At 36.0% G+C, this 26,554-nt stretch carries 17 protein-coding genes; 12 read left to right on the top strand and 5 right to left on the bottom strand.

The window, feature by feature from the left end:
- Positions 1-241 precede the first annotated feature (241 nt).
- Positions 242-1,318: a peptide chain release factor 1 gene (gene prfA / locus QLS31_RS06610; protein WP_282743198.1), complete on the top strand. Its 1,077-nt coding sequence runs from the start codon at positions 242-244 to the stop codon at positions 1,316-1,318.
- Positions 1,319-1,427: 109 nt separating this feature from the next.
- On the opposite strand, the gene QLS31_RS06605 is transcribed toward prfA, so the two are convergent.
- The gene (locus QLS31_RS06605) at positions 1,428-1,697 is read right to left on the bottom strand and encodes a hypothetical protein (RefSeq protein ID WP_282727205.1); all 270 of its coding nucleotides are present in this window, start codon (positions 1,695-1,697) and stop codon (positions 1,428-1,430) included.
- 289 nt (positions 1,698-1,986) lie between these two features.
- On the opposite strand from QLS31_RS06605, the gene pyrF reads away from it, so the two are divergent.
- The 4 genes from pyrF to QLS31_RS06585 all read left to right on the top strand — a co-directional run bounded on the left by pyrF (position 1,987) and on the right by QLS31_RS06585 (position 5,824).
- The gene (gene pyrF, locus QLS31_RS06600) at positions 1,987-2,847 is read left to right on the top strand and encodes an orotidine-5'-phosphate decarboxylase (protein ID WP_282743197.1); all 861 of its coding nucleotides are present in this window, start codon (positions 1,987-1,989) and stop codon (positions 2,845-2,847) included.
- A gap of 174 nt (positions 2,848-3,021) precedes the next feature.
- On the top strand, positions 3,022-3,822 hold the full coding sequence (locus QLS31_RS06595; RefSeq protein WP_282743196.1) for a helical backbone metal receptor: 801 nt from the start codon (positions 3,022-3,024) through the stop codon (positions 3,820-3,822).
- A 250-nt stretch (positions 3,823-4,072) separates the two neighbouring features.
- Positions 4,073-4,858: an alpha/beta hydrolase gene (locus QLS31_RS06590; RefSeq protein ID WP_099714677.1), complete on the top strand. Its 786-nt coding sequence runs from the start codon at positions 4,073-4,075 to the stop codon at positions 4,856-4,858.
- Positions 4,859-5,167: 309 nt separating this feature from the next.
- The gene (locus QLS31_RS06585) at positions 5,168-5,824 is read left to right on the top strand and encodes a hypothetical protein (protein WP_282743195.1); all 657 of its coding nucleotides are present in this window, start codon (positions 5,168-5,170) and stop codon (positions 5,822-5,824) included.
- A 103-nt stretch (positions 5,825-5,927) separates the two neighbouring features.
- On the opposite strand, the gene purU is transcribed toward QLS31_RS06585, so the two are convergent.
- Together purU and QLS31_RS06575 are read right to left on the bottom strand one after the other, a co-directional pair.
- Complete coding sequence (gene purU, locus QLS31_RS06580; RefSeq protein ID WP_121342608.1) at positions 5,928-6,782, bottom strand: formyltetrahydrofolate deformylase; 855 nt, start codon at positions 6,780-6,782, stop codon at positions 5,928-5,930.
- Between the two features lie 125 nt (positions 6,783-6,907).
- Positions 6,908-7,615, bottom strand: a complete 708-nt coding sequence (locus QLS31_RS06575; RefSeq protein ID WP_099714680.1) for a DUF4197 domain-containing protein — start codon at positions 7,613-7,615, stop codon at positions 6,908-6,910.
- Positions 7,616-7,934: 319 nt separating this feature from the next.
- Between QLS31_RS06575 and QLS31_RS06570 the strand changes: the two genes are divergently transcribed.
- Entirely contained in the window at positions 7,935-11,387 is a 3,453-nt protein-coding gene (locus tag QLS31_RS06570; protein ID WP_282743194.1) for a methylmalonyl-CoA mutase family protein, read from the top strand.
- Between the two features lie 76 nt (positions 11,388-11,463).
- Here the strand turns inward: QLS31_RS06570 and QLS31_RS06565 are convergent, their stop codons facing one another.
- On the bottom strand, positions 11,464-11,862 hold the full coding sequence (locus tag QLS31_RS06565) for a FimB/Mfa2 family fimbrial subunit (protein WP_282743193.1): 399 nt from the start codon (positions 11,860-11,862) through the stop codon (positions 11,464-11,466).
- A gap of 381 nt (positions 11,863-12,243) precedes the next feature.
- On the opposite strand from QLS31_RS06565, the gene QLS31_RS06560 reads away from it, so the two are divergent.
- From QLS31_RS06560 to QLS31_RS06550, 3 genes are all read left to right on the top strand, one after another.
- On the top strand, positions 12,244-13,110 hold the full coding sequence (locus QLS31_RS06560; RefSeq protein ID WP_099714683.1) for an alpha/beta hydrolase-fold protein: 867 nt from the start codon (positions 12,244-12,246) through the stop codon (positions 13,108-13,110).
- Positions 13,111-14,061: 951 nt separating this feature from the next.
- Positions 14,062-20,577 (top strand): T9SS type A sorting domain-containing protein, encoded by a 6,516-nt coding sequence (locus tag QLS31_RS06555; protein WP_282743192.1) that lies wholly within the window; start codon positions 14,062-14,064, stop codon positions 20,575-20,577.
- A 656-nt stretch (positions 20,578-21,233) separates the two neighbouring features.
- Positions 21,234-23,036, top strand: a complete 1,803-nt coding sequence (locus QLS31_RS06550; protein ID WP_282743191.1) for a T9SS type A sorting domain-containing protein — start codon at positions 21,234-21,236, stop codon at positions 23,034-23,036.
- Between the two features lie 462 nt (positions 23,037-23,498).
- Here QLS31_RS06550 and QLS31_RS06540 read toward each other — a convergent pair whose 3' ends face one another.
- Positions 23,499-23,936, bottom strand: a complete 438-nt coding sequence (locus QLS31_RS06540; protein WP_282743188.1) for a helix-turn-helix domain-containing protein — start codon at positions 23,934-23,936, stop codon at positions 23,499-23,501.
- Between the two features lie 503 nt (positions 23,937-24,439).
- Here QLS31_RS06540 and QLS31_RS06535 point away from each other — a divergent pair.
- From QLS31_RS06535 to QLS31_RS06525, 3 genes are all read left to right on the top strand, one after another.
- Complete coding sequence (locus tag QLS31_RS06535; protein WP_282743187.1) at positions 24,440-25,006, top strand: sugar O-acetyltransferase; 567 nt, start codon at positions 24,440-24,442, stop codon at positions 25,004-25,006.
- 76 nt (positions 25,007-25,082) lie between these two features.
- Complete coding sequence (locus QLS31_RS06530) at positions 25,083-25,505, top strand: cupin domain-containing protein (RefSeq protein ID WP_282743186.1); 423 nt, start codon at positions 25,083-25,085, stop codon at positions 25,503-25,505.
- A gap of 4 nt (positions 25,506-25,509) precedes the next feature.
- On the top strand, positions 25,510-26,553 hold the full coding sequence (locus tag QLS31_RS06525) for an alpha/beta hydrolase (protein ID WP_282743185.1): 1,044 nt from the start codon (positions 25,510-25,512) through the stop codon (positions 26,551-26,553).
- Position 26,554: the final 1 nt, after the last annotated feature.

Below are 26,554 nucleotides of genomic sequence, written 5' to 3'. Positions count from 1 at the left end.
ACAAGGCTTTTTAGCCGTAGTTTTTATTATCGGGAATACAGCGAATAGCAGGAAACAGCTCCTGAAAAAGAGTTTAATTGTTTAAAAGTTTAACGTTTAAAGTTTCTACTCATGTACCATTTGTGTTACTGATGACTTAGCGTTCCTTAAGTTTTCAATTGATAAGTAATACGTCAAAAACGAGCCTTGCAAACTGAATAGTTTTTTCGTATTTTTGCACTCCAATAAAAGGAATAAGAAAATGTTAGATAGACTTCAAATAGTAAAACAACGTTTCGATGAGATATCGGATTTAATCATTCAGCCGGATGTTATCTCTGATCAGAAGCGTTATGTGCAATTGAATCAAGAGTACAAAAGTTTAAAAGCTTTGGCCGAAAAGCGCGATGAATACGTGATGATTATGGCAAATATTGAAGAAGCAAACGAAATTATAGCCGATAACAGTGATGCAGATATGACCGAAATGGCCAAAATGCAACTGGAAGAAGCAAAGGAAAGATTACCGGAACTGGAGGATGAAATCAAATTTATGTTGATTCCTAAAGATCCCGAAGATGCCAAAAATGTTATGGTGGAGATTCGTGCCGGAACGGGTGGGGATGAAGCGAGTATTTTTGCAGGGGATTTATTCCGTATGTACACAAAATATTGTGAAAACAGAGGTTGGAGAACATCTGTTGTGGATATGAATGAAGGAACTTCGGGTGGATTTAAAGAGGTGATTTTTGAAGTTACGGGAGAAGATGTTTACGGAACCTTGAAGTTTGAAGCGGGTGTTCACCGTGTGCAACGTGTACCGCAAACAGAAACGCAAGGACGTGTTCACACATCAGCAGCGACTGTTATGGTATTGCCGGAAGCAGAGGAATTTGATGTACAGATTGATATGAATGATGTGCGTGTGGATTTCTTCTGTTCTTCAGGGCCTGGTGGACAATCAGTAAATACAACCAAATCAGCGGTTCGTTTGACGCACATTCCAACAGGATTAGTGGCGCAATGTCAGGATCAAAAATCACAACACAAGAATAAAGATAAGGCTTTTGGTGTTTTGCGTTCCCGTCTATACGAACAGGAATTAGCCAAAAAACAGGCCGAGGACGCTACCAAACGTACGTCTCAAGTAAGTTCTGGTGACCGTTCTGCTAAAATCCGTACCTACAATTACGCACAAGGTCGTGTAACGGATCACCGTGTAGGTTTGACTTTGTACGATTTAGGAAATATCATGAATGGTGACATTCAGAAAATTGTTGACGAGCTAGCGTTAGTCAACAACATGGAAAAATTGAAAGAAGCCAGCGAGGTATTCTAAATAAAAAAAAGTGAAATTCGTTTCACTTTTTTTTGTGTTCTTCGGGACCTCAAAAGGGAAATAATTTTTATAAAAATAAGCTATTGAAGCCTATATTTAGTTTTAAAAACTATTTATAGGCTTCAACGATTCTATACGTTACGATGTCGTTTGTAGCCATCAATTTTATTGTTTTTAATGCTTTGGCTTCCGAAAGCGTATAACCACTTGCATAACCTGTTGGCGTGTTTACTTCCCAGAAAAAGACCGTTTTATCTGTTGTTTTGCTAATTTCAACTTTTTGTTTTTTTGAAATTGTAGTTTGATCAATTTTTTCTGTAGTGTTTGCAAACAATATTGTTGTTGCAAATAAAGATGCTGATAAGATAAAGTTTTTCATGTTTTTTGTTTTTACAATGTTAGATTAACACTGCAAAGATGAGGTTGCTATGGATTTCATTTGTTATACAAATTTTTATTTTTCTTATATAATTAACTCTTATTGGTTTGAAAATCAATTTCTTTTAAAATAAAAATATAGTTTTAGTGCAGTCCTGACAATCTATTATCCTGACAATTTTAAAAAAAGATCAGCATTAAAATAGAGCGTATTCATTGAATTTTTAAGTTATAAAACGGCCAATGCTTTTGGGGTTTTTTTCATAAATTTGCAGCACACAATTTAAACAATGACTACACAACAACTTATTGACCAAATCAGAATCAAGAAATCATTCCTAGCAGTAGGATTAGATGTTGATTTAAATAAAATTCCACAACATTTATTAGCACTGGAAGATCCTATTTTCGAATTTAATAAAGCCATAATCGATGCAACCCATGATTTAGCGGTGGCGTATAAGCCCAATACCGCTTTTTATGAAGCTTACGGAATAAAAGGTTGGATGTCGTTGCAAAAAACAATTAATTACATCAACTCAACTTATCCGGATATCTTCACGATTGCAGATGCAAAACGTGGTGATATTGGAAATACGTCTTCGATGTATGCCAAAGCTTTTTTTGAGGATTTGAATTTTGACAGCGTTACCGTTGCTCCTTATATGGGGAAAGATTCGGTGGAGCCTTTTCTTGCTTTCGAAAATAAACATACGATTATGCTGGCTTTGACTTCCAATGAAGGTGCGTTCGATTTTCAGACTTTAAACGTGGATGGAACCCGAGGCGGAGCCGAACGGAGCGGAGCTAAAGAACTATACAAGCAAGTATTAGAAACGTCAAAAACGTGGAAAAACAGTGAAAACCTGATGTATGTTGTAGGTGCTACCAAAGCCGAATATTTTACTGAAATTCGTAAAATTGTTCCCGACAGTTTCTTGCTTGTTCCCGGAGTTGGCGCACAAGGCGGAAGTCTAGCTGAAGTTTGTAAATACGGTATGAATGCCAATGTTGGGTTACTTATTAATTCTTCCAGAGCGATTATTTATGCGTCAAACGGAACTGATTTTGTTGAAAAAGCAAGAGAAGAAGCGTTGAAAATGCAACAGGAAATGGAAGGAATTATGAGTTTGAAGTTTGAAAAGGTTTAAGGTTTAAAGTGGAATAATTTTAAACAGGGACTTTTTTTAAACCATTAAGAAATACTTTAAAGCTTGTTTGTCACAACTATTAAGAAATACTTTTAAAGCTTAATTTTCTTAATTTCTTAATGGTTAAAAAGCTGCCAATTTATGTTTTAATACTATGAACTTTAAACTTGAAACTTGAAACAAAAAAATATAATCGATCAAATAGGAACTTCCCATTCTTTTGAAACGTCACCCAAGCGCATTATTTCACTGGTTCCTTCTCAAACGGAATTACTGTATGATTTGGGCTTGGAAGACCGAATTGTTGGGATTACCAAATTCTGTGTGCATCCGTATCATTTTAAGTCTGTTAAGAAAATAGTTGGAGGAACCAAGAAAGTGCATTATGAGAAAATCAGGTTGTTGCAACCGGATATCATCATTTGTAATAAAGAGGAAAATACGGAAGAAATCGTAGCAGAATTGCGTAAAATTTGCCCGGTTTGGGTGACGAATATCATCACGATTGAAGACAATTTTCAAATGATTACCGACTTTGGTCAGCTCTTCAATTGCAGAACCGAAGCCCAGAAATGGAACGACAAATTGGCTTTTGCCTTGAGCGATTTTAAAAACTTCATCAAAGATAAACCGGTTAAAAAAGCAGCCTATTTCATTTGGAAAAACCCTTTTATGGTCGCTGGTTCGGATAATTTTATCAATGAATTACTGAAACTGAACCACTTTCAGAATATTTATGATAACAAATCACGTTATCCGGAAATCGAACTCAAAAAAATGCGATTGGAAGGAGATCCGGATTTGGTTTTTCTGTCTTCAGAGCCGTATCCTTTTAAGGAGGAAGATGCATTCGAAATAGGAAGACACACGCATCATGCAAAAACGGTGTTTGTTGATGGCGAAATGTTTTCTTGGTATGGAAGCAGGCTGCTAAAAGCGTTTGACTATTTTAAAAAAATGCATCAAAAATTATAATTCGCATTCCTCTAAAATTAATTCTTCTGTTGTTACGGTAGACTTAACAGTGGTCTTGTCGAAGTTGAAATTTAGTTCTGAGAGCATTTGGTATTCTCTTTTAAGCTTTTCTATTTCACTTTTCTCTTTCAATAATCCTTTCATGGGTGTAAATTTTTTGCAAATTTACGGTATACAATTATAAAACCAGCATTATTTTTTGTTAAGATTGGGATTTAAAATTAAAGTCCTATTTTTACAAAAAAAACAAGTGATTAATTATACCATTTACGAAAATAAAAACACCGATCAGTGGGTAACTTTTGTTCATGGCGCCGGTGGGAGTTCTTCTATCTGGTTTAAGCAAATACGTGATTTTAAAAAACAGTATAATGTATTGTTATTGGATTTAAGAGGTCACGGGGAATCAAAACCTACTTTAAAGACAGCTTTCAAACAGAAATATACTTTTTCGGCTTTGGCCAATGATATTCTGGAAGTCTTAGATTTTCTTAAAATTAAAAAATCACATTTCGTTGGCATTTCTTTGGGTACCATACTCATCAGACAATTGGCTGAAATGTATCCGGAACGCGTGCAAAGCATGATTCTTGGCGGCGCAATCCTGAAAATGAATTTCCGTTCTCAAGTATTAATGCGATTGGGAAATATGTTTAAATACGTATTGCCGTATTTGGTTTTATATAAGTTTTTTGCCTTTGTCATTATGCCTAAAAAAAGTCACAAGCAATCTCGTGTTCTTTTTATCAATGAAGCTAAAAAATTATACCAGAAAGAATTCATCAAATGGTTTAAACTCACTGCAGAAATAAATCCGGTGCTGAAATGGTTCCGCCAGGTCGAATTGAATATTCCTACGCTTTATGTTATGGGCGAAGAGGATTATATGTTTTTGCCATCGGTTAGGAAAGTTGTTGAAAATCATTATAAATCGTCAAAACTCTTTGTAATAGAAAAATGTGGACATGTAGTAAATGTGGAGCAACCTAATGCTTTCAATGATGCAGTTCTTTCTTTTATAAATACCGCTAAATAAAAAAATGCCTGCATTACAAATGCAGGCAATTCTTTAACTAACCAAAACCAAAATAATAAATAACCAGTTTATTACTCTGCAAAGATCACACATAAGGAGACGTTTTGCTGTTAAGATTTTGTTATTACTTTGTTGTACATAAGTTAAGTTTTTTAACTTTATTTCCAGAGCACTTCTTTAAGTATTTTGACATCATCTGAGGCTATAGAATTTCAGTAGGTTTAGACTATCATTAGAAATTCATAGTGATTTAGTTGCTGGGCGTTGAGGTGTATTTGTTAAAAAGATAAATTACTTTATTTAAACACGATGAATATTCTCGAACTCGAATTATTGACGGATAGTATTACTGAAACGGAGTTGTTTTACACTGACGTTATCAGATTGAAAACTATTTCGAAAACCAATTCGAGTATTTCATTTGCCGCTGGTTCCACAAAACTAACTTTCCGTTCTTCTGAGAATTTAAAACCAGTGTATCATTTTGCTTTTGATTTACCCAATAATAAATTGTTGGAAGCCTTTGCTTGGATAGAAAAGAAAACTGAAATTATGGAGGTTGTTCCACCAGAAAAAATTGCCGATTTCTATAACTGGAATGCAAAGTCTTTTTATTTCTATGACAATAATGGAAATATTTTAGAATTTATTGCCCGTTTTAGCTTGGATAATACTTCAGAAAAACCATTTGATGGATTGTCAATTCTTTCTGTAAGCGAAATAGGTTTTGTGACCAAAAATGTTTCAAAACTCAGTGATGAAATGTTTAATAAATACGGTCTTTCGGTATTTTCAAAACAACCAAAACTAGAAAAGTTTATCGTTTTAGGAACTGATACAGGGCTTTTTATTCTTGTGGAAGAAAACCGGGATTGGTATCCAACGCATCAAAAAGCAAAATCGTTTTGGACCAAAGTAGTATTTGACAATAATGAAAAAACGAGGGAAATTGAAATTTCAGGTTAAAAAAAATGCTCACCAATAAGCGAGCATTTTATATATAATAGACAATATCCTTTAATTCTATGGGGTTTGGTTCTCTTTTCTTTGGAGAGGGTTGGGTGAGGATTTATAAAAACACCACCGTTTTATTGTCATAAACCATTGTTTTTCTCTCGGCATGCAGTTTTATGGCTCTGGCCAAAACCATGCGTTCCAGATCGCGCCCTTTCATAATAAAATCTTCTATAGAATGACTGTGTGAAACTCGGGCAATATCCTGCTCGATAATCGGACCTTCATCTAATCCTTCGGTTACATAATGACTGGTGGCACCAATGATTTTCACACCGCGTTTAAAAGCAGAATGATATGGTTTTGCTCCGGGAAATGCCGGAAGAAAGGAATGATGAATATTGATAATTTGATTCTTGTATTGCGCAATCAAATTAGGTGTGATAATTTGCATGTAGCGTGCCAAAACAATGAAGTCAATATTGTATTCTTTCAATAAATCCAACTGTTTTTGTTCGCCTTCGCTTTTAATGTCTTTCGTAAAAGGAACATAATGAAACGGAATAGAAAAACGCTCTGCCACTGCTTTCAAATCCTCATGATTGCTTATAATCAAAGGGATTTCAAGAGGTAATTCGCCAGCGCTGTAGCGTCCTAAAATATCATACAAACAGTGATCGTATTTAGAAACAAACAAAGCCATTCTTGGTTTTTCGTTTTGGGTATACATTTCCCACGACATATTAAAAGGAGCAGCTAACTTAGCTTGAAAATCAGTTTTAATGGCTTCAATATTCCAATTTTTGGCACTGAATTCACATTCTAAACGCATGAAAAATACATTTTCATCGGCATCGACATGTTGATCTAAATAAATAATATTACCATCAATAGAGGAAATATAATTCGTAACGGAAGCAATAATTGCTTTTTGATCTTCGCAATGGATTAGGATTGTAATTTTCTGCATTAGGGTTCTGTTTTCAGCTTTGTTGGTAGTAATGAATAGTATTTTTCAAAACTAAACGTATTTGTTTTTATAAAAAAGTTGGATTTGGCTGTTTTATGTTTGAAAAAAAACAGCCAAATTTCAATCTATTTGTTATCCTGCAAGGCAAAAACCTTTTGCAATAAAACAGAAGTTCTGGAACTCAAATTCGTTCTGATGTTTTTTTCTTCAACAGCAACCATTTTGAAAACGCCATTCAACGCTTGGTTCGTAACATAATCAGTCAAATCAGGATTCACTTTATTTACAAGAGGAATGCTATTGTATTTAGTAATAATGTTGGCCCATACTTTATCGGCACCAACTTTGGTAAACGAATTTTTAATCACCGGATTAAATTTTCCGTACAAAGCTGTCGAAGTACTGTTCTGCAAATAAGTGGTAGCCGAACTTTCATTTCCCATCAAAATCGTTTTGGCATCCATAAAAGTCATGTTTCTAACGGCATCAACAAATATTGGAGTCGCTTCCTTCACTGCGTCTTCGGCAGCACGATTCAATACTTTCAAACCTTCGTCAGCCAAAGAACTCAATCCAATTCTTCTCAAACCAGTATCTACTTTTCTCAATTCTTCCGGCAATAAAATTTTCACGGCTTCATTTCTGTAAAAACCATCGGTAGCAGTCAGTTTTGTTACCTGTTTCGAAATCCCATTGTTCAATGCTTCCTTCAATCCACCGGCAATATCAACGCCGCCAATTCCTTGCGTTTGTGGAAATTGATTCATCACCTGTTGCATTTCAGCACAACTCGAAAGCGAAACCGCCATCATAACCATTAAAATTTTCTTCATCGTAATTAGAGTATTAGTTTACTTCGTCTGTTTGCCATTTGGCTTTTGTAAAAATACTACTTATTCAAAAACAAAGCCAACTATTCTTTAGGAGCACAAATTTTAGTTTTATTAATCAGGATTTGTCCCGCTTTCCGCTGTATTCCCGATAAATAAAAACTACGGCTGATAAAAGCCTTGTTTTTCTAAATCGGGAGATGCCGCTTCAATCGGGGCTAAATAACAAAATTCTGTGTTATTTATTAACAACGAGCCACAACATCAAATAATTTTTAAAATAAAATCGTAAATTGCAGGCTTAAATTATCATATTCATAAAATGGAACAACAAAAACCATATATCCCTAACAATAAAGTAAGAATTGTTACCGCAGCAGCTCTTTTTGACGGTCACGATGCCGCAATCAACATCATGCGTAGGATTATTCAGTCTACAGGTGTTGAGGTAATCCATTTGGGCCATGACCGTAGTGTGGAAGAAGTTGTCAATACAGCGATTCAAGAAGATGCCAATGCGATTGCAATAACTTCCTATCAAGGTGGGCATAACGAATATTTCAAATACATGTATGACTTGCTTCAGGAAAAAGGAGCAGGGCAAATCAAAATATTTGGCGGTGGCGGAGGTGTAATCCTGCCTTCTGAAATTGCCGAGTTACAAGCGTATGGAATTACAAGAATTTATTCTCCTGATGACGGACGTGCTTTGGGTTTACAAGGAATGATAAATGATTTAGTACAACGTGCAGATTATGCTATTGGAGATCAACTAAGTGATGAAATCAATCATTTAGAAGAAAAAAATCCAAAAGCAATTGCCAGAATTATTTCATCAGCAGAGAATTTTCCTGATGTTGCGGCCAAAACTTTGGAAGCCATCCAAAAAAAGAATGAGAATTGCACGATTCCGGTTCTTGGGATTACAGGAACAGGAGGAGCAGGAAAATCATCATTAGTAGATGAGCTGGTGCGTCGTTTTCTAATCGATTTCCCGGAAAAAACAATCGGGTTAATCTCTGTAGATCCATCCAAAAGAAAAACTGGTGGAGCATTACTTGGAGATAGAATCCGAATGAATGCTATCAATAGTCCTAGAGTTTACATGCGTTCATTGGCCACACGTCAATCGAATTTGGCTTTGTCTAAATATGTTGCCGATGCGATTCAAGTGATTAAAGCGGCAAATTATGATATCATCATCTTGGAAACTTCTGGAATCGGGCAATCTGATACGGAAATCATGGACCACTCTGATGTATCTTTATATGTTATGACACCGGAATTTGGTGCTGCAACCCAATTGGAAAAAATCGACATGCTTGATTTTGCCGACTTGGTAGCGATAAACAAATTTGACAAACGCGGTTCTTTGGATGCATTGAGAGACGTGAAAAAACAATACCAACGCAACCATAATCTTTGGGATGCAGATTTAGATACACTTCCAGTTTTCGGGACAATTGCTTCGCAGTTTAACGATCCGGGAATGAATACGCTGTACAAAGCTATTATGGATAAAATCCATGAGAAAACGAATTCTGATTTGAAATCAACGTTCCAAATCACTCGTGAAATGAGTGAGAAGATTTTCGTTATTCCGCCACACAGAACGCGTTATTTATCTGAAATTGCCGAAAGTAACAGAAAATATGATGTTACGGCGGTTAGTCAGGAACAAGTTGCCCAGAAATTATACGGAATTTTCAAAACGATTGAAACAGTTGCCAAGAAAATACCTGAAATAAACAAAGCAGGAATTAATGACGATTCGGTTTTACCAACTGCTTTGGAATCTGAAAAACCAGGTGCCGCTGAAGACAAAATCTTTTTAAACCTTTTACTGAATCAATTTGATAAAGTAAAAATGGATTTGGATCCGTACAATTGGGAAATCATTTTGACTTGGAGCGAAAAAGTAAACAAGTACAAAAATCCAGTTTATACGTTCAAAGTTCGTGACAGGGAAATAAAAATGGCTACGCATACAGAGTCACTTTCACATTCTCAAATTCCGAAAATAGCGTTGCCAAAGTATCAAGCTTGGGGAGATATTTTACGTTGGTGTTTGCAGGAAAATGTTCCTGGAGAATTCCCTTTTACTGCTGGATTGTATCCTTTCAAACGTGAAGGAGAAGATCCTTCTCGTATGTTTGCCGGAGAAGGCGGACCAGAAAGAACGAACAAGCGTTTTCATTATGTAAGTGCGGGATTACCTGCAAAACGATTATCAACGGCTTTTGACAGCGTAACTTTATACGGAAACGATCCACATGTGCGTCCTGATATTTATGGAAAAATAGGTAATGCCGGAGTTTCTATTTGTTGTTTGGATGATGCCAAAAAATTATATTCTGGTTTCGATTTGGTTCATGCGATGACTTCGGTAAGCATGACTATTAATGGACCAGCTCCTATGTTGTTAGGGTTTTTCATGAATGCGGCTATTGACCAACAATGCGAGTTTTACATCAAAGAAAATGGTCTTGAAAAAGAAGTTGAAGCAAAAATTAAACAAATCTATACCAAAAAAGGAGTCGAGAGACCGCATTATCAAGGTGATTTACCTGAAGGAAATAACGGTTTAGGGTTGATGCTTTTGGGGGTTACCGGAGATGAGGTTTTACCTTTGGAAGTGTATAACGACATAAAAGCAAGAACATTGTCACAAGTTCGTGGAACGGTTCAAGCTGATATTTTAAAAGAAGACCAAGCACAAAATACGTGTATTTTCTCTACTGAATTTGCATTGAGATTGATGGGTGACGTACAGGAATATTTCATTACCAACAATGTTAGAAACTTCTATTCGGTTTCTATTTCAGGATATCACATTGCTGAAGCGGGTGCAAATCCTATCACGCAATTGGCTTTCACACTTTCTAATGGTTTCACGTATGTGGAATATTATTTGAGTCGTGGCATGAACATCAACGATTTTGGACCAAACTTATCATTCTTTTTCTCGAATGGAGTAGATCCTGAATATGCAGTTATTGGTCGTGTGGCACGTAAAATTTGGGCGAAAGCCATGAAAAACAAATACGGTGCCAACGAACGTGCGCAAATGTTGAAATACCATATTCAGACATCAGGTCGTTCTTTACACGCGCAGGAAATTGATTTCAATGATATTCGTACGACTTTGCAAGCGTTGTATGCCATTTATGACAACTGTAATTCGTTGCATACTAACGCGTATGACGAAGCAATTACAACGCCAACAGAAGAATCTGTACGTCGTGCAATGGCAATTCAGTTGATTATCAATAAAGAATTAGGTTTGGCTAAAAATGAAAATCCAATTCAAGGTGCTTTTATTATCGAAGAATTGACAGATTTAGTGGAAGCTGCGGTTTTACAGGAATTCGACCGAATTACAGAACGTGGTGGTGTTCTTGGTGCTATGGAAACGATGTACCAACGAAGTAAAATTCAGGAAGAAAGTTTGTATTATGAAACTTTGAAACATACCGGTGAATTCCCAATTATTGGTGTAAATACGTTCTTGAGTTCTAAAGGTTCTCCAACAGTGATTCCAGCTGAAGTAATTCGTGCCACCGAAGAAGAAAAACAATACCAAATTGATATGTTGAACCATTTACATCAATCGAATCAGGATTTAGTAAATACACATTTGAATACGCTTCAGGAAGCTGCCATTAAAAACGAAAACTTATTTGAACATTTGATGGAAGCGACAAAGGTTTGTTCTTTGGGACAAATCACTTCGGCTTTGTTTGAAGTAGGCGGGCAATATAGAAGAAATATGTAAAATGTAATTCATATTTATAATAAAACAAAAAGGCTGTCCCAAAAGACAGCCTTTATTAATACTATTCGGCAGTACACTAATTGATAGTTGCCAAATTTCTATTTTTCATCGTTGGTTTGTAAACTTCCGAGATTGCTTTTGTTGTTAAAAATGTTTTTTGTTCCGAGATAATAATTTCGTGTTTTACTTTTTTCAGGTTGTTTTCGACAACCAAATAATACGTTCCCACGGGAAATTCGTCTAAATTATAGGTCTTTGAAATTCTTTTTTCACCTTTTGCTTTTTCGGTGTAGATTAAATTATTCTGATCATCATAAATAGATACATTAGCTTGTTTAATTTGGTTTAGAGTAAAGCTAATTTCATTTCCTTTTCCTTTTTTTACGTTAAGTAAAAAATTGTCTTCAATTGCATACATACTCATACTAGTCATTGTTACTATCAACAATAAACTCAATTTTAAAATGTTTTTCATAATTCTAGTTTTTAAATTAATAGTTAAAATTTCTATTGTAAAATTAGGATAAGAATCGTTTACGGAATAGAACTATATTTTCTGATTTAGGTGCTATTTTATCATCATAATGCCGATTATGGTTAAAATTCAATAATTTATAAATTCATTTATGTTAAAAAAATATATATTGTTTAATTTCGAAATAAAAAAGTAAGAGGTTTTTGTTTAATGTGGAGTTAATTATTTATTGAATTGTTTTTACAAAAACACATCAATATTGAATTAAGCTGTTCTAAATGAATCAATTGTTTTTGTAAAGTGTATTCGATTTTTAAACGATAAAGCAAGTTTTTCTGGAAAAGTGTATATTTACTTTTCAATCACCAAAAAAACTATCAAATGAAGAAACTTCAGATTCTATTTTTATTTTTCCTTCTTGGACACACTGCATCATCTTATGGTGCAAAAGCCGATACGTTGCAAATCCCGAGTTCAGCTATGAATAAAACCTATAAAGCTGCGGTAGTATTGCCCAGTTCTTATGCTAAAAGCAAGGTTAACTATCCTGTTCTTTATCTGTTGCACGGTGCTTATGGTCATTTTAATGATTGGTTGTCTAAAACCCCGGATAAGAATTTATTGCACAATTTAGCGGATCAGTATAATATCATAATTGTAATGCCGGAAGGGGAAACTTTCAGTTTTTATCTTGATAGTCCTGTTAATAAAGGAAGTCAGTTTGAAACATATATCACAAAAGAAGTAATTCAGAAAGTAGATAATACCTATCGAACAATAAATGACAGAAAAGGACGTGTAATTACAGGACTTTCTATGGGAGGTCATGGGGCATTGTATCTTTCGACAAAACACCCGGAACTATTTTGTGCCGCAGGAAGTATGAGTGGAGCCGTTGATATGGGGAGTATGATTAATCCAGAATCTAAGGAAAGAGTGACTAAATTAATGGAACCTGTTTTTGGAATTGAAGGAGTACCACAGGAAGTGTATGCCTCAAATGCTGTTTTAAATATGGTTGATAAAATAAAAAGTAACAAACTGGAATTGATTATAGATTGCGGAGTAGATGATTTTTTGATAGAATCTAACAGGGAATTACACCGAAGACTCGTTTATAATAAAGTTTCTCATGATTATACGGAACGTCCAGGAGCTCACACTTGGGAATATTGGGAAAATGCATTGCCTTCTCATGTGTTATTTTTTAGCAAAATTTTAAGAAACAACACTGTTGCCGTGAAATAGGAATTAGAATTGGATTATAATTTTTAACACAAAAGACCTTTCAGCAATGAAGGGTCTTTTTTTTGACGTTTTTTAGAAGGCTATATTGTTTTCATGAATAAAAAGCAATGTTTTTAAACCCTCCTGAGTTTTTTTTAACCTTAAAAAAGGATTCATTTTCAGTACTTTAAGAGAAATAATTTTTTAAATAAATGTTGGATAAAGAATCGATATCACTAATTCATATGTTAAAGGATATTACTGTTTTTTAACATTGTTTTTTTATTAACAAAATTTAAATAATATATTACCTAATTAATTGATTATCAGTAAGTTAACAGGTTTTTAAGTATTAATATTTTGTAGCTGTAAACCTTTTCTTAGCGAATAGTGTCTCTTGTCGGGAATAACAGAATTTTATCTTGTTTAGAGTTTTTTTGTTTTCTTTTTTTGATGTTATAGCTAACTTTGATTCAACAAAAGTTAATTATTTAAGTTTTTTTTACAACGTAACTATTTGGTTATCAGATGTATTTTTACTCTTTGCAATAAAGTGGACTTTTTTAGATGGAGTGCTTCATAAAATTGTTTTTTGAAGATATTTCGTTTGATGCAAGTTTTTCCTTTGAGTTAAAAATCTTTTGTTTGAACCAGTTATTAATTTCAATACTGATTGTTTTAGATTAAAGTTTAAAGATTGCTTTGTAAAGCAATTGTCTGGTAGATAAAAGAATTTAGTTATTGTTCCCCACAATAAAAATCTTTTGAATGATGGATTACTTCATAAATGTGTTTATGAAGGTTGATTTGTAGCTCAGTAATTTTTAGCCTCAGTCTGTAACTTCCTTTTTTTTTCTAATTTATGGTATTAAACTACACTCTATCTATGGAACAGGATCTTTTCAACTCTTCGAAAACCCCACTTCTACATGTGCTTTCTTATTAATAATATGGTCTTAAAACCAAATTATTATGAAAAAATTTATATTTTATACGATAAAAAGTGTACAAGATTATTGTTGCACTTTTTCCTGGCGCTTCAACGCAGGTTTTTCGAGCTTTTTTTGGACGAGTGCGTTTGCTAAAAAGCTCTTTTTTTATGTAACGTTGCTATTTTTAGTATTTGGTCAGGCTCCTATTTATGGGCAACTTGTTGGTGGAGCAACTGTCAAAGCCAATTTTGGTATTGAAGCTGATGCTTATGCCAACTTGTTGCAGTTTGGGAGTCTTCCCAATCAGGCTGGTACAGACGACTGGTTTAATACTACCTACCCAGGCAGTGGTAAAGGAGTCATAGATGTAACTGGTGCTGCTGCGCTGAGAACTTCTATTCTGGCTAATAATAATTATTCCTTTACAAAAGGGCAGTCAGTAACCACGCCAGCTCCAGGCTTTCCATATCCAATTGTTGATGGGTTTTTATGGATTGATTCTGTGTATGGCAGGGATACTAATTCCGCTCAAGGGAATAGTGATTCGAGTATTTTTTCTAGTACATCAGATAAAAATGCTGATAATCCAATTACTTGGAGTCTAGGCGCTGGAAGTGTTCCTCAAAAAGATGATATCATTGATGTAATGGCGCATTTACGAGGAACAAATCCGCATGATCCCTCTACAAATCCAGGTTTTCCTGTAGACGACAGACCTTTTGATGTACTTTGGGCTTATGCTGCTGCAACATTGCGATCTACTGATGGTAGCAAGCATATTGATTTTGAATTCTTCCGTACCTTAGTTAGCTACTCTCCAGGAGATTTAGTTTTTGGGAATACAGGCAGCGATGGAGGTCGTACCGCATTTACTTTTAATGCTGACGGAAGTGTTAATGTTCCTGGAACTATAATCGTTTCGATTGATTATGAAGGAGGAGGATCTAAACCTGAAGTTAGAATCAGAGTATGGATGGATGAAACTGTTTTTAATACATATAATAATTCAGCAGCCTTAAGACCATTTAGCGTAGTTCCCGGAACTTTTGAAAAAGGGGAGCAAAGCGGTAATTTTGGTTATGGGCGTATTGTTTCCAATGACCCAGCCGATGTTGAAAATATTTTTGGAAGGGTAAATGCTGAAGATACTACTTTAGGTCCGCCTTGGGGAACTATTGAAGGTCCAAACGCAGCATTTTTTGATCACTACCAAATCCTTCAACATGTAGAAATTGGTATTAATCTTACTGCTTTTGGTTTGGACAGAAAAGGACAAGGTTCTGGGCCATGTGCCAATGTATTGGGGAGTTTATTGGTTAAGACCCGTAGTTCCGCAGGTGGACAGTCTGATTCTTTTACCAGTGAGCAAAAAGATTTTGCAGGACCATTCCCATTTGGTGATACAGTAACTCCAACGGTAGCTGCTAATGTTAATCAAGTGATTACTTGTATTAATACCAATGCCACTATTACTGCTACAGGCATAGCCCCAACGGGAGCAACTATAGAATGGTATAATCCTTCTAATGTACTTATTCCAGGCGATAATCCACTGGATCCTGACAGAGTGGTAACAGACTCTGGTACCTATACTGTCAAAGTCTATGCGCCAGGTTTTACAGGGTGCTTTGCTCAAGCGACAGTAGTTGTAGAAAAAAACAATACACCGCCAATAGCGGTAGCAGGATCTGATTTCACTAAAACCTGTATATCAAATCCTGATGGCGGTTCTATTGGAGAAGCGGCTCAAGCTGGATTTACTTATTCTTGGATTTCATCTCCAGCCGGATTTACTTCGACTGCTGCAAATCCAACAGTTAATCCAAGTGTGACTACTACTTATACTGTTACTAAAACGCATACCGCTTCTGGTTGTAGCGATACTGATGAAGTGACTGTAACGGTGAATAAACCAACTGTAGTTGCGAATGCAGGATCTGATTTCACTAAAAATTGCTTGATTAACATATCAGGTGGTTCTATTGGAGAAGTGGCAGAAGCCGGATTTACTTATTCCTGGACTTCATCTCCAGCTGGATTTACTTCGACTGCTGCAAATCCAACAGTTAATCCAAGTGTAACTACTACTTATACTGTTACCAAAACGCATACCGCTTCTGGTTGCAGCGATACCGATGAGGTTACTGTAACGGTGAATAAACCAACAGTAGTTGCGGTAGCAGGACCTGATTTTACTAAAACCTGTATATCAAATCCTGATGGCGGTTCTATTGGAGAAGTTGCAGAAGCTGGATTTACTTATTCTTGGACTTCATCTCCAGCCGGATTTACTTCGACTGCCGCAAATCCAACAGTTAATCCAAGTGTGACTACTACGTATACCGTTACCAAAACGCATACCGCTTCAGGTTGTAGCGATACTGATGAGGCGACTGTAACTGTGAATAAACCAACAGTAGTTGCTAATGCAGGATCTGATTTCACTAAAAATTGCTTGATTAATATATCAGGTGGTTCTATTGGAGAAGTGGCAGAAGCTGGATTTACTTATTCCTGGACATCATCTCCAGCCGGATTTACTTCGACTGCCGCAAATCCATTCGTTAATCCAAGTGTGACTACTACGTATACCGTTACCAAAACGCATACCGCTTCAGGTTGTAGCGATACTGATGAGGTTACTGTAACAGTTAATCAACCAACAGTAGTTGCGGTAGCAGGATCTGATTTCACTAAAACCTGTACATTAAACCCTGATGGCGGTTCTATTGGAGAAGTGGCTCAAGCCGGATTTACTTATTCTTGGATTTCATCTCCAGCCGGATTTACTTCGACTGCCGCAAATCCAACAGTTAATCCAAGTGTAACTACTACGTATACCGTTACAAAAACGCATACCACTTCTGGTTGTAGCGATACCGATGAGGTTACTGTAACGGTGAATAAACCAACGATAGTGGTAAATGCAGGTTCTGATTTCACTAAAAATTGCTTGATTAATATATCAGGTGGTTCTATTGGAGAAGTTGCAGAAGCCGGATTTACTTATTCTTGGACATCATCTCCAGCCGGATTTACTTCGACTGCTGCAAATCCATTTGTTAATCCAAGTGTGACTACTACGTATACCGTTACCAAAACACAGACAGCTTCTGGTTGCAGCGATACCGATGAGGTTACTGTAACGGTTAATCAACCAACTGTAGTTGCGGTAGCAGGATCTGATTTCACTAAAACCTGTATATCAAATCCTGATGGCGGTTCTATTGGAGAAGCGGCTCAAGCTGGATTTACTTATTCTTGGACATCATCTCCAGCCGGATTTACTTCGACTGCTGCAAATCCAATAGTTAATCCAAGTGTGACTACTACTTATACTGTTACTAAAACGCATACCGCTTCTGGTTGTAGCGATACTGATGATGTGACTGTAACGGTGAATAAACCAACAGTAGTTGCGGTAGCAGGACCTGATTTCACTAAAACCTGTATATCAAATCCTGATGGCGGTTCTATTGGAGAAGTGGCTCAAGCTGGATTTACTTATTCTTGGACATCATCTCCAGCCGGATTTACTTCGACTGCTTCAAATCCAACAGTTAATCCAAGTGTAACTACTACGTATACTGTTACCAAAACGCATACCGCTTCTGGCTGTAGCGATACCGATGAGGTTACTGTAACAGTTAATAAACCAACTGTAGTTGCTAATGCAGGATCTGATTTCACTAAAAATTGCTTGATTAATATATCAGGTGGTTCTATTGGAGAAGTTGCAGAAGCTGGATTTACTTATTCTTGGACTTCATCTCCAGCCGGATTTACTTCGACTGCTGCAAATCCAACAGTTAATCCAAGTGTGACTACTACGTATACCGTAACTAAAACGCATACCGCTTCTGGTTGTAGCTATACCGATGAGGTTACTGTTACGGTTAATAAACCAACAGTAGTTGCGGTAGCAGGACCTGATTTCACTAAAACCTGTATATCAAATCCTGATGGCGGTTCTATTGGAGAAGCGGCTCAAGCTGGATTTACTTATTCTTGGATTTCATCTCCAGCCGGATTTACTTCGACTGCTGCAAATCCAACAGTTAATCCAAGTGTGACTACTACTTATACTGTTACTAAAACGCATACCGCTTCTGGTTGTAGCGATACTGATGAAGTGACTGTAACGGTGAATAAACCAACTGTAGTTGCGGTAGCAGGATCTGATTTCACTAAAAATTGCTTGATTAACATATCAGGTGGTTCTATTGGAGAAGTGGCAGAAGCCGGATTTACTTATTCTTGGACATCATCTCCAGCCGGATTTACTTCGACTGCTGCAAATCCAACAGTTAATCCAAGTGTGACTACTACTTATACTGTTACTAAAACGCATACCGCTTCTGGTTGTAGCGATACTGATGATGTGACTGTAACGGTGAATCAACCAACAGTAGTTGCGGTAGCAGGACCTGATTTCACTAAAACCTGTATATCAAATCCTGATGGCGGTTCTATTGGAGAAGCGGCTCAAGCTGGATTTACTTATTCTTGGACATCATCTCCAGCCGGATTTACTTCGACTGCTTCAAATCCAACAGTTAATCCAAGTGTAACTACTACGTATACTGTTACCAAAACGCATACCGCTTCTGGCTGTAGCGATACCGATGAGGTTACTGTAACGGTGAATAAACCAACTGTAGTTGCGAATGCAGGATCTGATTTCACTAAAAATTGCTTGATTAACATATCAGGTGGTTCTATTGGAGAAGTGGCAGAAGCTGGATTTACTTATTCTTGGACTTCATCTCCAGCCGGATTTACTTCGACTGCTGCAAATCCAACAGTTAATCCAAGTGTGACTACTACGTATACCGTAACTAAAACGCATACCGCTTCTGGTTGTAGCGATACCGATGAGGTTACTGTTACGGTTAATAAACCAACAGTAGTTGCGGTAGCAGGACCTGATTTCACTAAAACCTGTATATCAAATCCTGATGGCGGTTCTATTGGAGAAGCGGCTCAAGCTGGATTTACTTATTCTTGGATTTCATCTCCAGCCGGATTTACTTCGACTGCTGCAAATCCAACAGTTAATCCAAGTGTGACTACTACTTATACTGTTACTAAAACGCATACCGCTTCTGGTTGTAGCGATACTGATGAAGTGACTGTAACGGTGAATAAACCAACTGTAGTTGCGGTAGCAGGATCTGATTTCACTAAAAATTGCTTGATTAACATATCAGGTGGTTCTATTGGAGAAGTGGCAGAAGCCGGATTTACTTATTCCTGGACTTCATCTCCAGCCGGATTTACTTCGACTGCTGCAAATCCATTCGTTAATCCAAGTGTGACTACTACTTATACCGTTACCAAAACGCATACAGCTTCAGGTTGTAGCGATACTGATGAGGTTATTGTAACAGTTAATCAACCAACAGTAGTTGCGGTAGCAGGACCTGATTTCACTAAAACCTGTATATCAAATCCTGATGGCGGTTCTATTGGAGAAGTAGCAGAAGCTGGATTTACTTATTCTTGGATTTCATCTCCAGCCGGATTTACTTCGACTGCTGCAAATCCAACAGTTAATCCAAGTGTGACTACTACGTATACCGTTACTAAAACACATACCGCTTCTGGTTGTAGTGATAGTGATGAGGTGACTGTAACGGTTAATATAGCACTACCAAATGCAGTTGCAGGTGACGATGTTCTGATATTATGTGGTGAAACTACTGTACTATTATCAGGAACTTCAACTACTCAAAATGCAATCTACTCTTGGGTTGCCAGTAATGGTGGTAACATTGTCTCTGGGGCAGATACAGCTACACCAACTGTGAATGCAGCTGGAACGTACACATTAACTGTTACAGATCCAATAAATGGATGTACTGCTTCTGATGTAGTTCTCGTTACTAATCAAATTTGTATCGTTGAAGGTTGTACATTAGGATACTGGAAAAACCATACTGATAGATGGTGTTCAAGCTATACTCCTACAATGTTGTTCGGCGATGTGTTTGTAAATGCACCGTCCAATCTTGCTAATTTAACTTTATTGCAAGCGCTTAATTTAGGTGGTGGAGGTATTTTTAATTTAGCTCGTCAAGGAGTAGCCGCTTTATTGAATGCTTGCAGCGATGAAGTTGATTATCCTGCACCATATTCTGATAGTCCACAATCGGTAATAGATGCCGTTAATGCAGCCTATTCATCAGGAGGAAATGCACCTGGAAAATTAGCCACTCAATTGGATATTCTTAATAATTCAGGATGTCCATTAGGAGGAACTCCTGCTACAAAAGAAGGAGATGGTTTGGGTGATAAAGCAGGTTTTGAAGCCTATCCAGTTCCTTTCAAAGATCAACTTACCATTAGATATAATTTTGATTATGTATCTGATGTGAAAATCGATGTACTTAATTCACAAGGAGTTTCAATACTTTCAAAAATGGATAATAATAGTTATTTAAACAAAGAAGTTACACTAAATCTTAATTCTTATGTAGATAGATCAGAAGTGTATGTTGTAAAAGTAACAACCAATAGAGGGAGTAGTGTGAAAAAAGTAATTTCTTCAAAATAGGTTATGAATAATCATCTGATCCTATAAAATATTGAGAAGGATTAGAGTATGAAATTAAACCTCGAAAGTTTTGCTTTCGAGGTTTTTTATTTATAACTAATTGATTAACAGTATTTTAAATAAAAATAATTTATTTTAAAACATACTATTTTTCTGAATCAATAGGTTTTTTATCGAATATATTTGCTCTTTATCAGATTTGCTTTTCGCTTTTTAATAGGGCTTTAATGCATTGATTAACTTTGATATAGCAAAAAAATAATTCATTTTTTCGAGCTGTTTTCCAAAATAGTTTACTGGTAAAAAAGGATTTTTAGGATTGTTCCCCGCAATAAAATATCCTTTTGATGAAGGAGTTCTTCAATTTTTTTGAAGGTGTTTTTTATTCAGAAAGTTGTATCGCTTAGATTGAAAGCTTTCTATTTTTTCTTTTTTTGAACTTATTTATTAATTTGAAATTAAGGTTTTTAAGTTTCTTTTAAAGCCCCAATTTGGTTAATAAAAGGTAGTTTATTACCCCAAAATAAAGTATTCTTTTGATGATGGCGTACTTCATAAATGAGTTTGTGAGGGTGATTTGTTTTTATATGATTGTTTCTATCCCAAGTCTACTGTTTTCCTATTTTTTAACAACTATGGAGTAAAATTACAATATCATGAAAAATAATACACTTCAGCAGTTTTTCGGAGCTTTATCAAGCAAGAACATATTTTGCTTTTTATCGGAAAACAAAATATCATCATTAGGTTTTTTAATTCCTAATGCATCGGATTTTTATCCAAAATCACTAAATAGCAATCATGTCCGTGGTTTTGTTCATGACAGCTTATTAAAATTATTTGGTGAGCGCACTTTCTTTTCTTTCAGAAATGTATTTGTATTTTTAATAGTTAGTTACTTAAGTTCTTCTGCTGCATTTGCGCAAGTTAATCTTCCCGATGCAAAAAGATGCACTTCCAAAGATTTACAATTAGTTGAAGCAAGGTTGACTGGCGGGGATCCATGTAATTCATGCGAAGCCAATACGACAGTAACCAGAACATTGACATTGTCTATTAACAATACGACAGGATCAAACAGAACATCCTTTGCTTTCTGGGGAACTTTAGAGCGATATAATGGTACTACTCTCGCTTCTTCAGAGCCAATCAGTGGATGTAATAGTACTCCTGTTCCGCCAAATACATCCGCAGTTCCTCCTAATACCATAACATCTTTAAATTTTGGAAATGTCACCTATACATGTGGACAAAGATTGATTATTACTAATTTATTTTTGGCATGGACTTCAGCTGCAGATAATGCATCATGTCCCTTGGAATCTAGTAAAATTGCTCCAAAATGCGGGACCTTGCCTTTCATAGAAATTAATGCCGGAGTTAATGGGACTGTAACTGCAATCAGTGCAACTTGTACTGCAGGAGGTTCTATTACTGTAGCACCATTTGGTGGTTTACCACCTTATAGTGTAAAATTAGGAAATGGTACTCCAGTTCCCGTTGCTGCGGGTGCTACAACAACTTTTAGCAATCTTACTGCTGGTAATTACAATGTTACTATAACAGATTCTACTCTTCCTAATAACTGTAGTATTGTTATTCCTAAAACTGTTGGAGGACCGACTCCAATTGGTGCGCCAGCAGCTACAGTAATTGACCCTACCTGCAGTACTGCTACCGGAACTGTTACCGTAACATCGCCAACAGCTGGCATCACTTATACACTTAAGCAGGGCGGGGTTATAATATACACGGCTAATTCCAGTGGTGTGTTCAGTCCAGTAGCCTCAGGAACATATCAATTTTTTGCTTCTCTTGGCTCCTGTAGTACACAAGGTGACAATGTAATTGTGAATCCACAACCAGGAACACCAAGTGCCCCACAATTAAAAATAACCCAGCCAACAGCATCACTTTGCGCAGCAACAACAACTGGAAGCATCGAGGTGTGTAATCCTATTATTGGATACACTTATAAATTAAATGGCGCTAATCCGGGTATTACGGCTGTGGCAAATGTACCAGTTGTATTTGGCAATCTTGCAGCAGGTTCTAATCCAAGTGTTACAGCTACTAGTCCAGCTAATTGTACTTCTGATCCAGCTAATTGCAGCAGTGCAACTACTACTTGTTCAGCTCCAGCACAACAAGCTGCTAAAACTACCGATGTGGTTGCGCCTATAGAAGTAAAAACTGAAGCCGCAGGGTTTACTACTTATCCTGTTCCTTTCAAAGACCAACTCACCGTAAGATACAATTTTGATTACGTTTCTGATGTGACAATAGAGGTATTTGATTCACAAGGTATTTCAGTGCTTTCTAAAGCCGATGCTAATGGTTTTTTGAATAAAGAAGTAACGCTTGATCTTAAATTGAATAGAGGAAGAGACCAAGTGTATGTTGTAAAAGTGACTACTAATCGTGGAAGCAGTATTAAAAAAGTAATTTCTGCCAGATAGTTTTAAAACTAATTTTAACTAAAAAGCATCTGTTTTTGCAGATGCTTTTTTTATTTAATTACTCAACAGCTTGCCCTATTATTTGAACATCTTGCTGAATATGTATAAATTGATTAGAGAAGCGTGACGGGTTTTTTAATTCCTTAGATCCTATCTGATAATACAGCGTAAAACATGTTCAATCTGAAGGCCACAATAACTACAAAATTCCTTTATAGAAATTAATTGATGCGATTCTTTATTCAAGTTGTCTTTAATTGTATTTAAATACAACCTTGCCTGTCTGTATGTTTTACCGGTAATACGCTGTACATCTTTTGGATAAATACATACCCTGACGTTTCCTGATATCACACTTTTGTTTTTAATACATTATCCAGTCAGACAAAGCCACCCAAATAAGGGTAGATTGTGATGATTTTGTCAGACCTTATACAAGTTAGCAAAACCATCAATCAAACCCTACTTCACAAGATTTCTATACTCACTTGGACTTACACCCAAGACTTTTTTTACATACCTAGTAAAAAATGAATGACTGGAAAAGCCCATTTCATCTGATATTTCTGAAATATTTAGTTTTTTGTTTTCTAGCAGCAAAACAATTCGGTCTTTGGCATATCGTTGTATCCATTGTGATGCTGTGATTCCTGTATTGGCTTTGCAAATTTGATTGAGATATTTTGCTGTGATGTGTAGTTGATCACTGTAAAATTGCACTTCTCGATTTTTCATACAATGGAGTTCCAACAGATGAACAAAGCGTTCGTACAAGGTACCACTTTGCAAAGTTCGGTTGCGTCTTTCCAATTGATCCATGAAAATATCCCACATTTCTAAAATAAAAAGTTGCATTTGCAATTTCAAAATTTCATTATAAAAACGATTATTTGTTTCCAATGATTTTGAGTAAAGCGATTGAAAATTTTTTAAAATCCGCTCTTTATTAATTTTATCAGGATGCAAAATCGGATTTACTCTATGATGAAGAATGGTATCTGTAGCCGTATTAAGGTTAGGATAATTATCCGAAAGCAATTGTTTATCGACAAATAAAATGGTTGCCTTAAAATTTTTGGAAAAGTTAAGTTCAGAAATAGCATTATCTGCAAGCCAGAAAATAAATTCGCCTTGTTTGCAATCAAATGTGCGGTTGTTGAAAATAAATCGGGTTCTTCCTCGCTAGCAAAAAATATGTGTATGGTATTTTTTTTGAAAATCTTTTGGAAATTCTTCACTTCCCGAAGCTTTTAATAATATGATTTTTGGCTTTTCCATCGCTTCCATTTTAGGACAAATTAATTCATTGGCTAAAATAGGTACTATTTGACATTATTGCTGTACTATTTGTAACAAAAGTAAGTTAGCTTATTTTTAATTTTGTATCGTAAAAAATGCAAAAAATGGAAACACAAGATATTTTTGAAAGATTGCGAAACGGAGAAACCATAATTCCAGACGATGCTCAAGCATACAAAATGCGTGAAGCTTCTTTTGCTACAAAAGCATTGTTGCTAAAGATGAACAACACAGCAAACCCAAGTGAAATTAGAGCATTATTGAGTGAGATTACATCTTCAGAAATTCACGAAAGTGTAACTGTATTTACTCCTTTGCACATCAATTATGGTAAGCATACCAAAATAGGTAAAAATGTGTTCATCAATTTTGATTGTGTGTTTTTGGATTTAGGCGGAATTATCATCGAAGACAACGTGCTGCTTGCTCCAAAAGTAAGTTTGCTCACCGAAAGTCATCCTCTTAATCCTAAAGAAAGACAATCGTTAATTCCGAAACCTATTCACATCAAAAAAAATGTGTGGATTGGTGCCAATGCAACCATTTTACAAGGTGTCACCATTGGCGAAAACGCTGTTGTGGCGGCTGGCTCAGTGGTTTTTAAAGATGTTCCAGACAATGTAGTTGTTGGTGGAATTCCAGCAAAAATTATTAAAGAAATTAAAATATAAAATGAAAATAGTTCAAATCACACTTGCAATCATCCTATCAACAATGATACTGTCTTGCAATCAAAACAAATCAACAATGGAAAATACAACACAAGAATTGACCTCCATTTTTCCAAAAGGCGAAAAAGGTTCAAACGATTTATTCACTGGAAATGCTTATCCAACGACTTTGGTAGATGCCGATAGTATTTACAACACTTTGGTTGGCAACGTTTATTTCGAACCAGGAGCAAGAAGCAATTGGCATAGTCATCCTGCTGGTCAAATTTTAATTATTACCGATGGAATTGGCTATCACCAAATTGAAGGAAAACCAATTGAAATTATTAAAAAAGGTGATGTCGTCAAATGTCCACCAAATGTAAAACATTGGCATGGAGCAAGTGCTGATGTGGGTTTGCAACAATTGTATATAATTCCAAATACCGATAAAGGCATTGTGGAATGGAACGAAGCGGTAACGGCCGAACAATATTCAATCAATAATTCAAATAAATAAAAAGATGAAAAATATAGCAATCATTGTAATCGCATTTCTGATGACTTTCGGACAAGCATTTGCACAAAACAAAAAAGAAAATTCAAAAAAAATGGAAACAACAGAACAATATACATTTCAGTTGAGCGAAAAGGTTACAAGACAAAAAGTATCTTTCAAAAACCGTTATGGTATCAGGCTTTCAGGCGATTTGTATCTTCCAAAAAATTCAGGAAACGAAAAATTATCGGCTTTGGCAATCAGCGGACCTTTTGGTGCTGTGAAAGAACAATCGTCTGGTTTGTATGCCAATCAAATGGCAGAAAGAGGTTTTGCTGTTGTGGCATTCGACCCATCGTACACTGGAGAAAGTGGTGGCGAACCGAGAAATTTGGCTTCACCAGAAATTAACACAGAAGATTTTAGTGCGGCAGTAGATTTTTTAGGAATTCAAAAAAATGTGGATAGAGAAAAAATTGGGATTATCGGGATCTGTGGTTTTGGAGGTTTTGCCCTAAACGCTACCGCTATCGACAAACGTATAAAAGCTGTTGCTACTTCAACAATGTACGATATGACAAGAGTGATGTCAAAAGGATATAATGATGCCGTAACTTTAGAACAACGCACAAAAATGCTGGAACAATTAGGACAACAACGTTGGAAAGATGCAGAAAATGGCACATTTGCTTATGGACCAGAAGGCAATAAAGCGCTAAAAGGAGATGAGCCACAATTTTTAAAAGAATATTATGATTATTACCGAACTAAAAGAGGATTTCATAAGCGTTCGGTAAATTCGGGAAATTCTTGGACTGCAACTACGCCTTTATCGTTTATGAATATGCCCATCTTAACGTACATCAAAGAAATATCGCCAAGACCAGTTTTAATTATTGCAGGCGAAAAAGCACATTCAAAATATTTTAGTGAAACTGCATTTCAAAACGCCAATGAACCAAAGGAATTAGTAATCGTTCCTAATGCTGTTCATGTGGATTTGTATGACAAAGTAGATGTTATTCCGTTTGATAAATTGGAAATTTTTTTCAAAGGGTATTTAAAATAAA

Origin of the sequence: Flavobacterium sp. XS2P24 (assembly GCF_030010285.1) — a bacterium.
Lineage (GTDB): Bacteria > Bacteroidota > Bacteroidia > Flavobacteriales > Flavobacteriaceae > Flavobacterium > Flavobacterium algoritolerans.
The sequence above is the reverse complement of the archived record's forward strand: the minus strand, read 5'-3'. Positions and strand labels throughout refer to the sequence as shown.

Excerpts from the sequence above, each read along its gene's own strand:
- prfA (WP_282743198.1), top strand. The coding sequence starts at position 242 with ATGTTAGATAGACTTCAAATAGTAAAACAACGTTTCGATGAGATATCG.
- QLS31_RS06605 (WP_282727205.1), bottom strand. The coding sequence starts at position 1,697 with ATGAAAAACTTTATCTTATCAGCATCTTTATTTGCAACAACAATATTG.
- pyrF (WP_282743197.1), top strand. The coding sequence starts at position 1,987 with ATGACTACACAACAACTTATTGACCAAATCAGAATCAAGAAATCATTC.
- QLS31_RS06585 (WP_282743195.1), top strand. The coding sequence starts at position 5,168 with ATGAATATTCTCGAACTCGAATTATTGACGGATAGTATTACTGAAACG.
- purU (WP_121342608.1), bottom strand. The coding sequence starts at position 6,782 with ATGCAGAAAATTACAATCCTAATCCATTGCGAAGATCAAAAAGCAATT.
- QLS31_RS06575 (WP_099714680.1), bottom strand. The coding sequence starts at position 7,615 with ATGAAGAAAATTTTAATGGTTATGATGGCGGTTTCGCTTTCGAGTTGT.
- QLS31_RS06570 (WP_282743194.1), top strand. The coding sequence starts at position 7,935 with ATGGAACAACAAAAACCATATATCCCTAACAATAAAGTAAGAATTGTT.
- QLS31_RS06565 (WP_282743193.1), bottom strand. The coding sequence starts at position 11,862 with ATGAAAAACATTTTAAAATTGAGTTTATTGTTGATAGTAACAATGACT.
- QLS31_RS06560 (WP_099714683.1), top strand. The coding sequence starts at position 12,244 with ATGAAGAAACTTCAGATTCTATTTTTATTTTTCCTTCTTGGACACACT.
- QLS31_RS06555 (WP_282743192.1), top strand. The coding sequence starts at position 14,062 with ATGAAAAAATTTATATTTTATACGATAAAAAGTGTACAAGATTATTGT.
- QLS31_RS06550 (WP_282743191.1), top strand. The coding sequence starts at position 21,234 with ATGAAAAATAATACACTTCAGCAGTTTTTCGGAGCTTTATCAAGCAAG.
- QLS31_RS06535 (WP_282743187.1), top strand. The coding sequence starts at position 24,440 with ATGGAAACACAAGATATTTTTGAAAGATTGCGAAACGGAGAAACCATA.
- QLS31_RS06530 (WP_282743186.1), top strand. The coding sequence starts at position 25,083 with ATGGAAAATACAACACAAGAATTGACCTCCATTTTTCCAAAAGGCGAA.
- QLS31_RS06525 (WP_282743185.1), top strand. The coding sequence starts at position 25,510 with ATGAAAAATATAGCAATCATTGTAATCGCATTTCTGATGACTTTCGGA.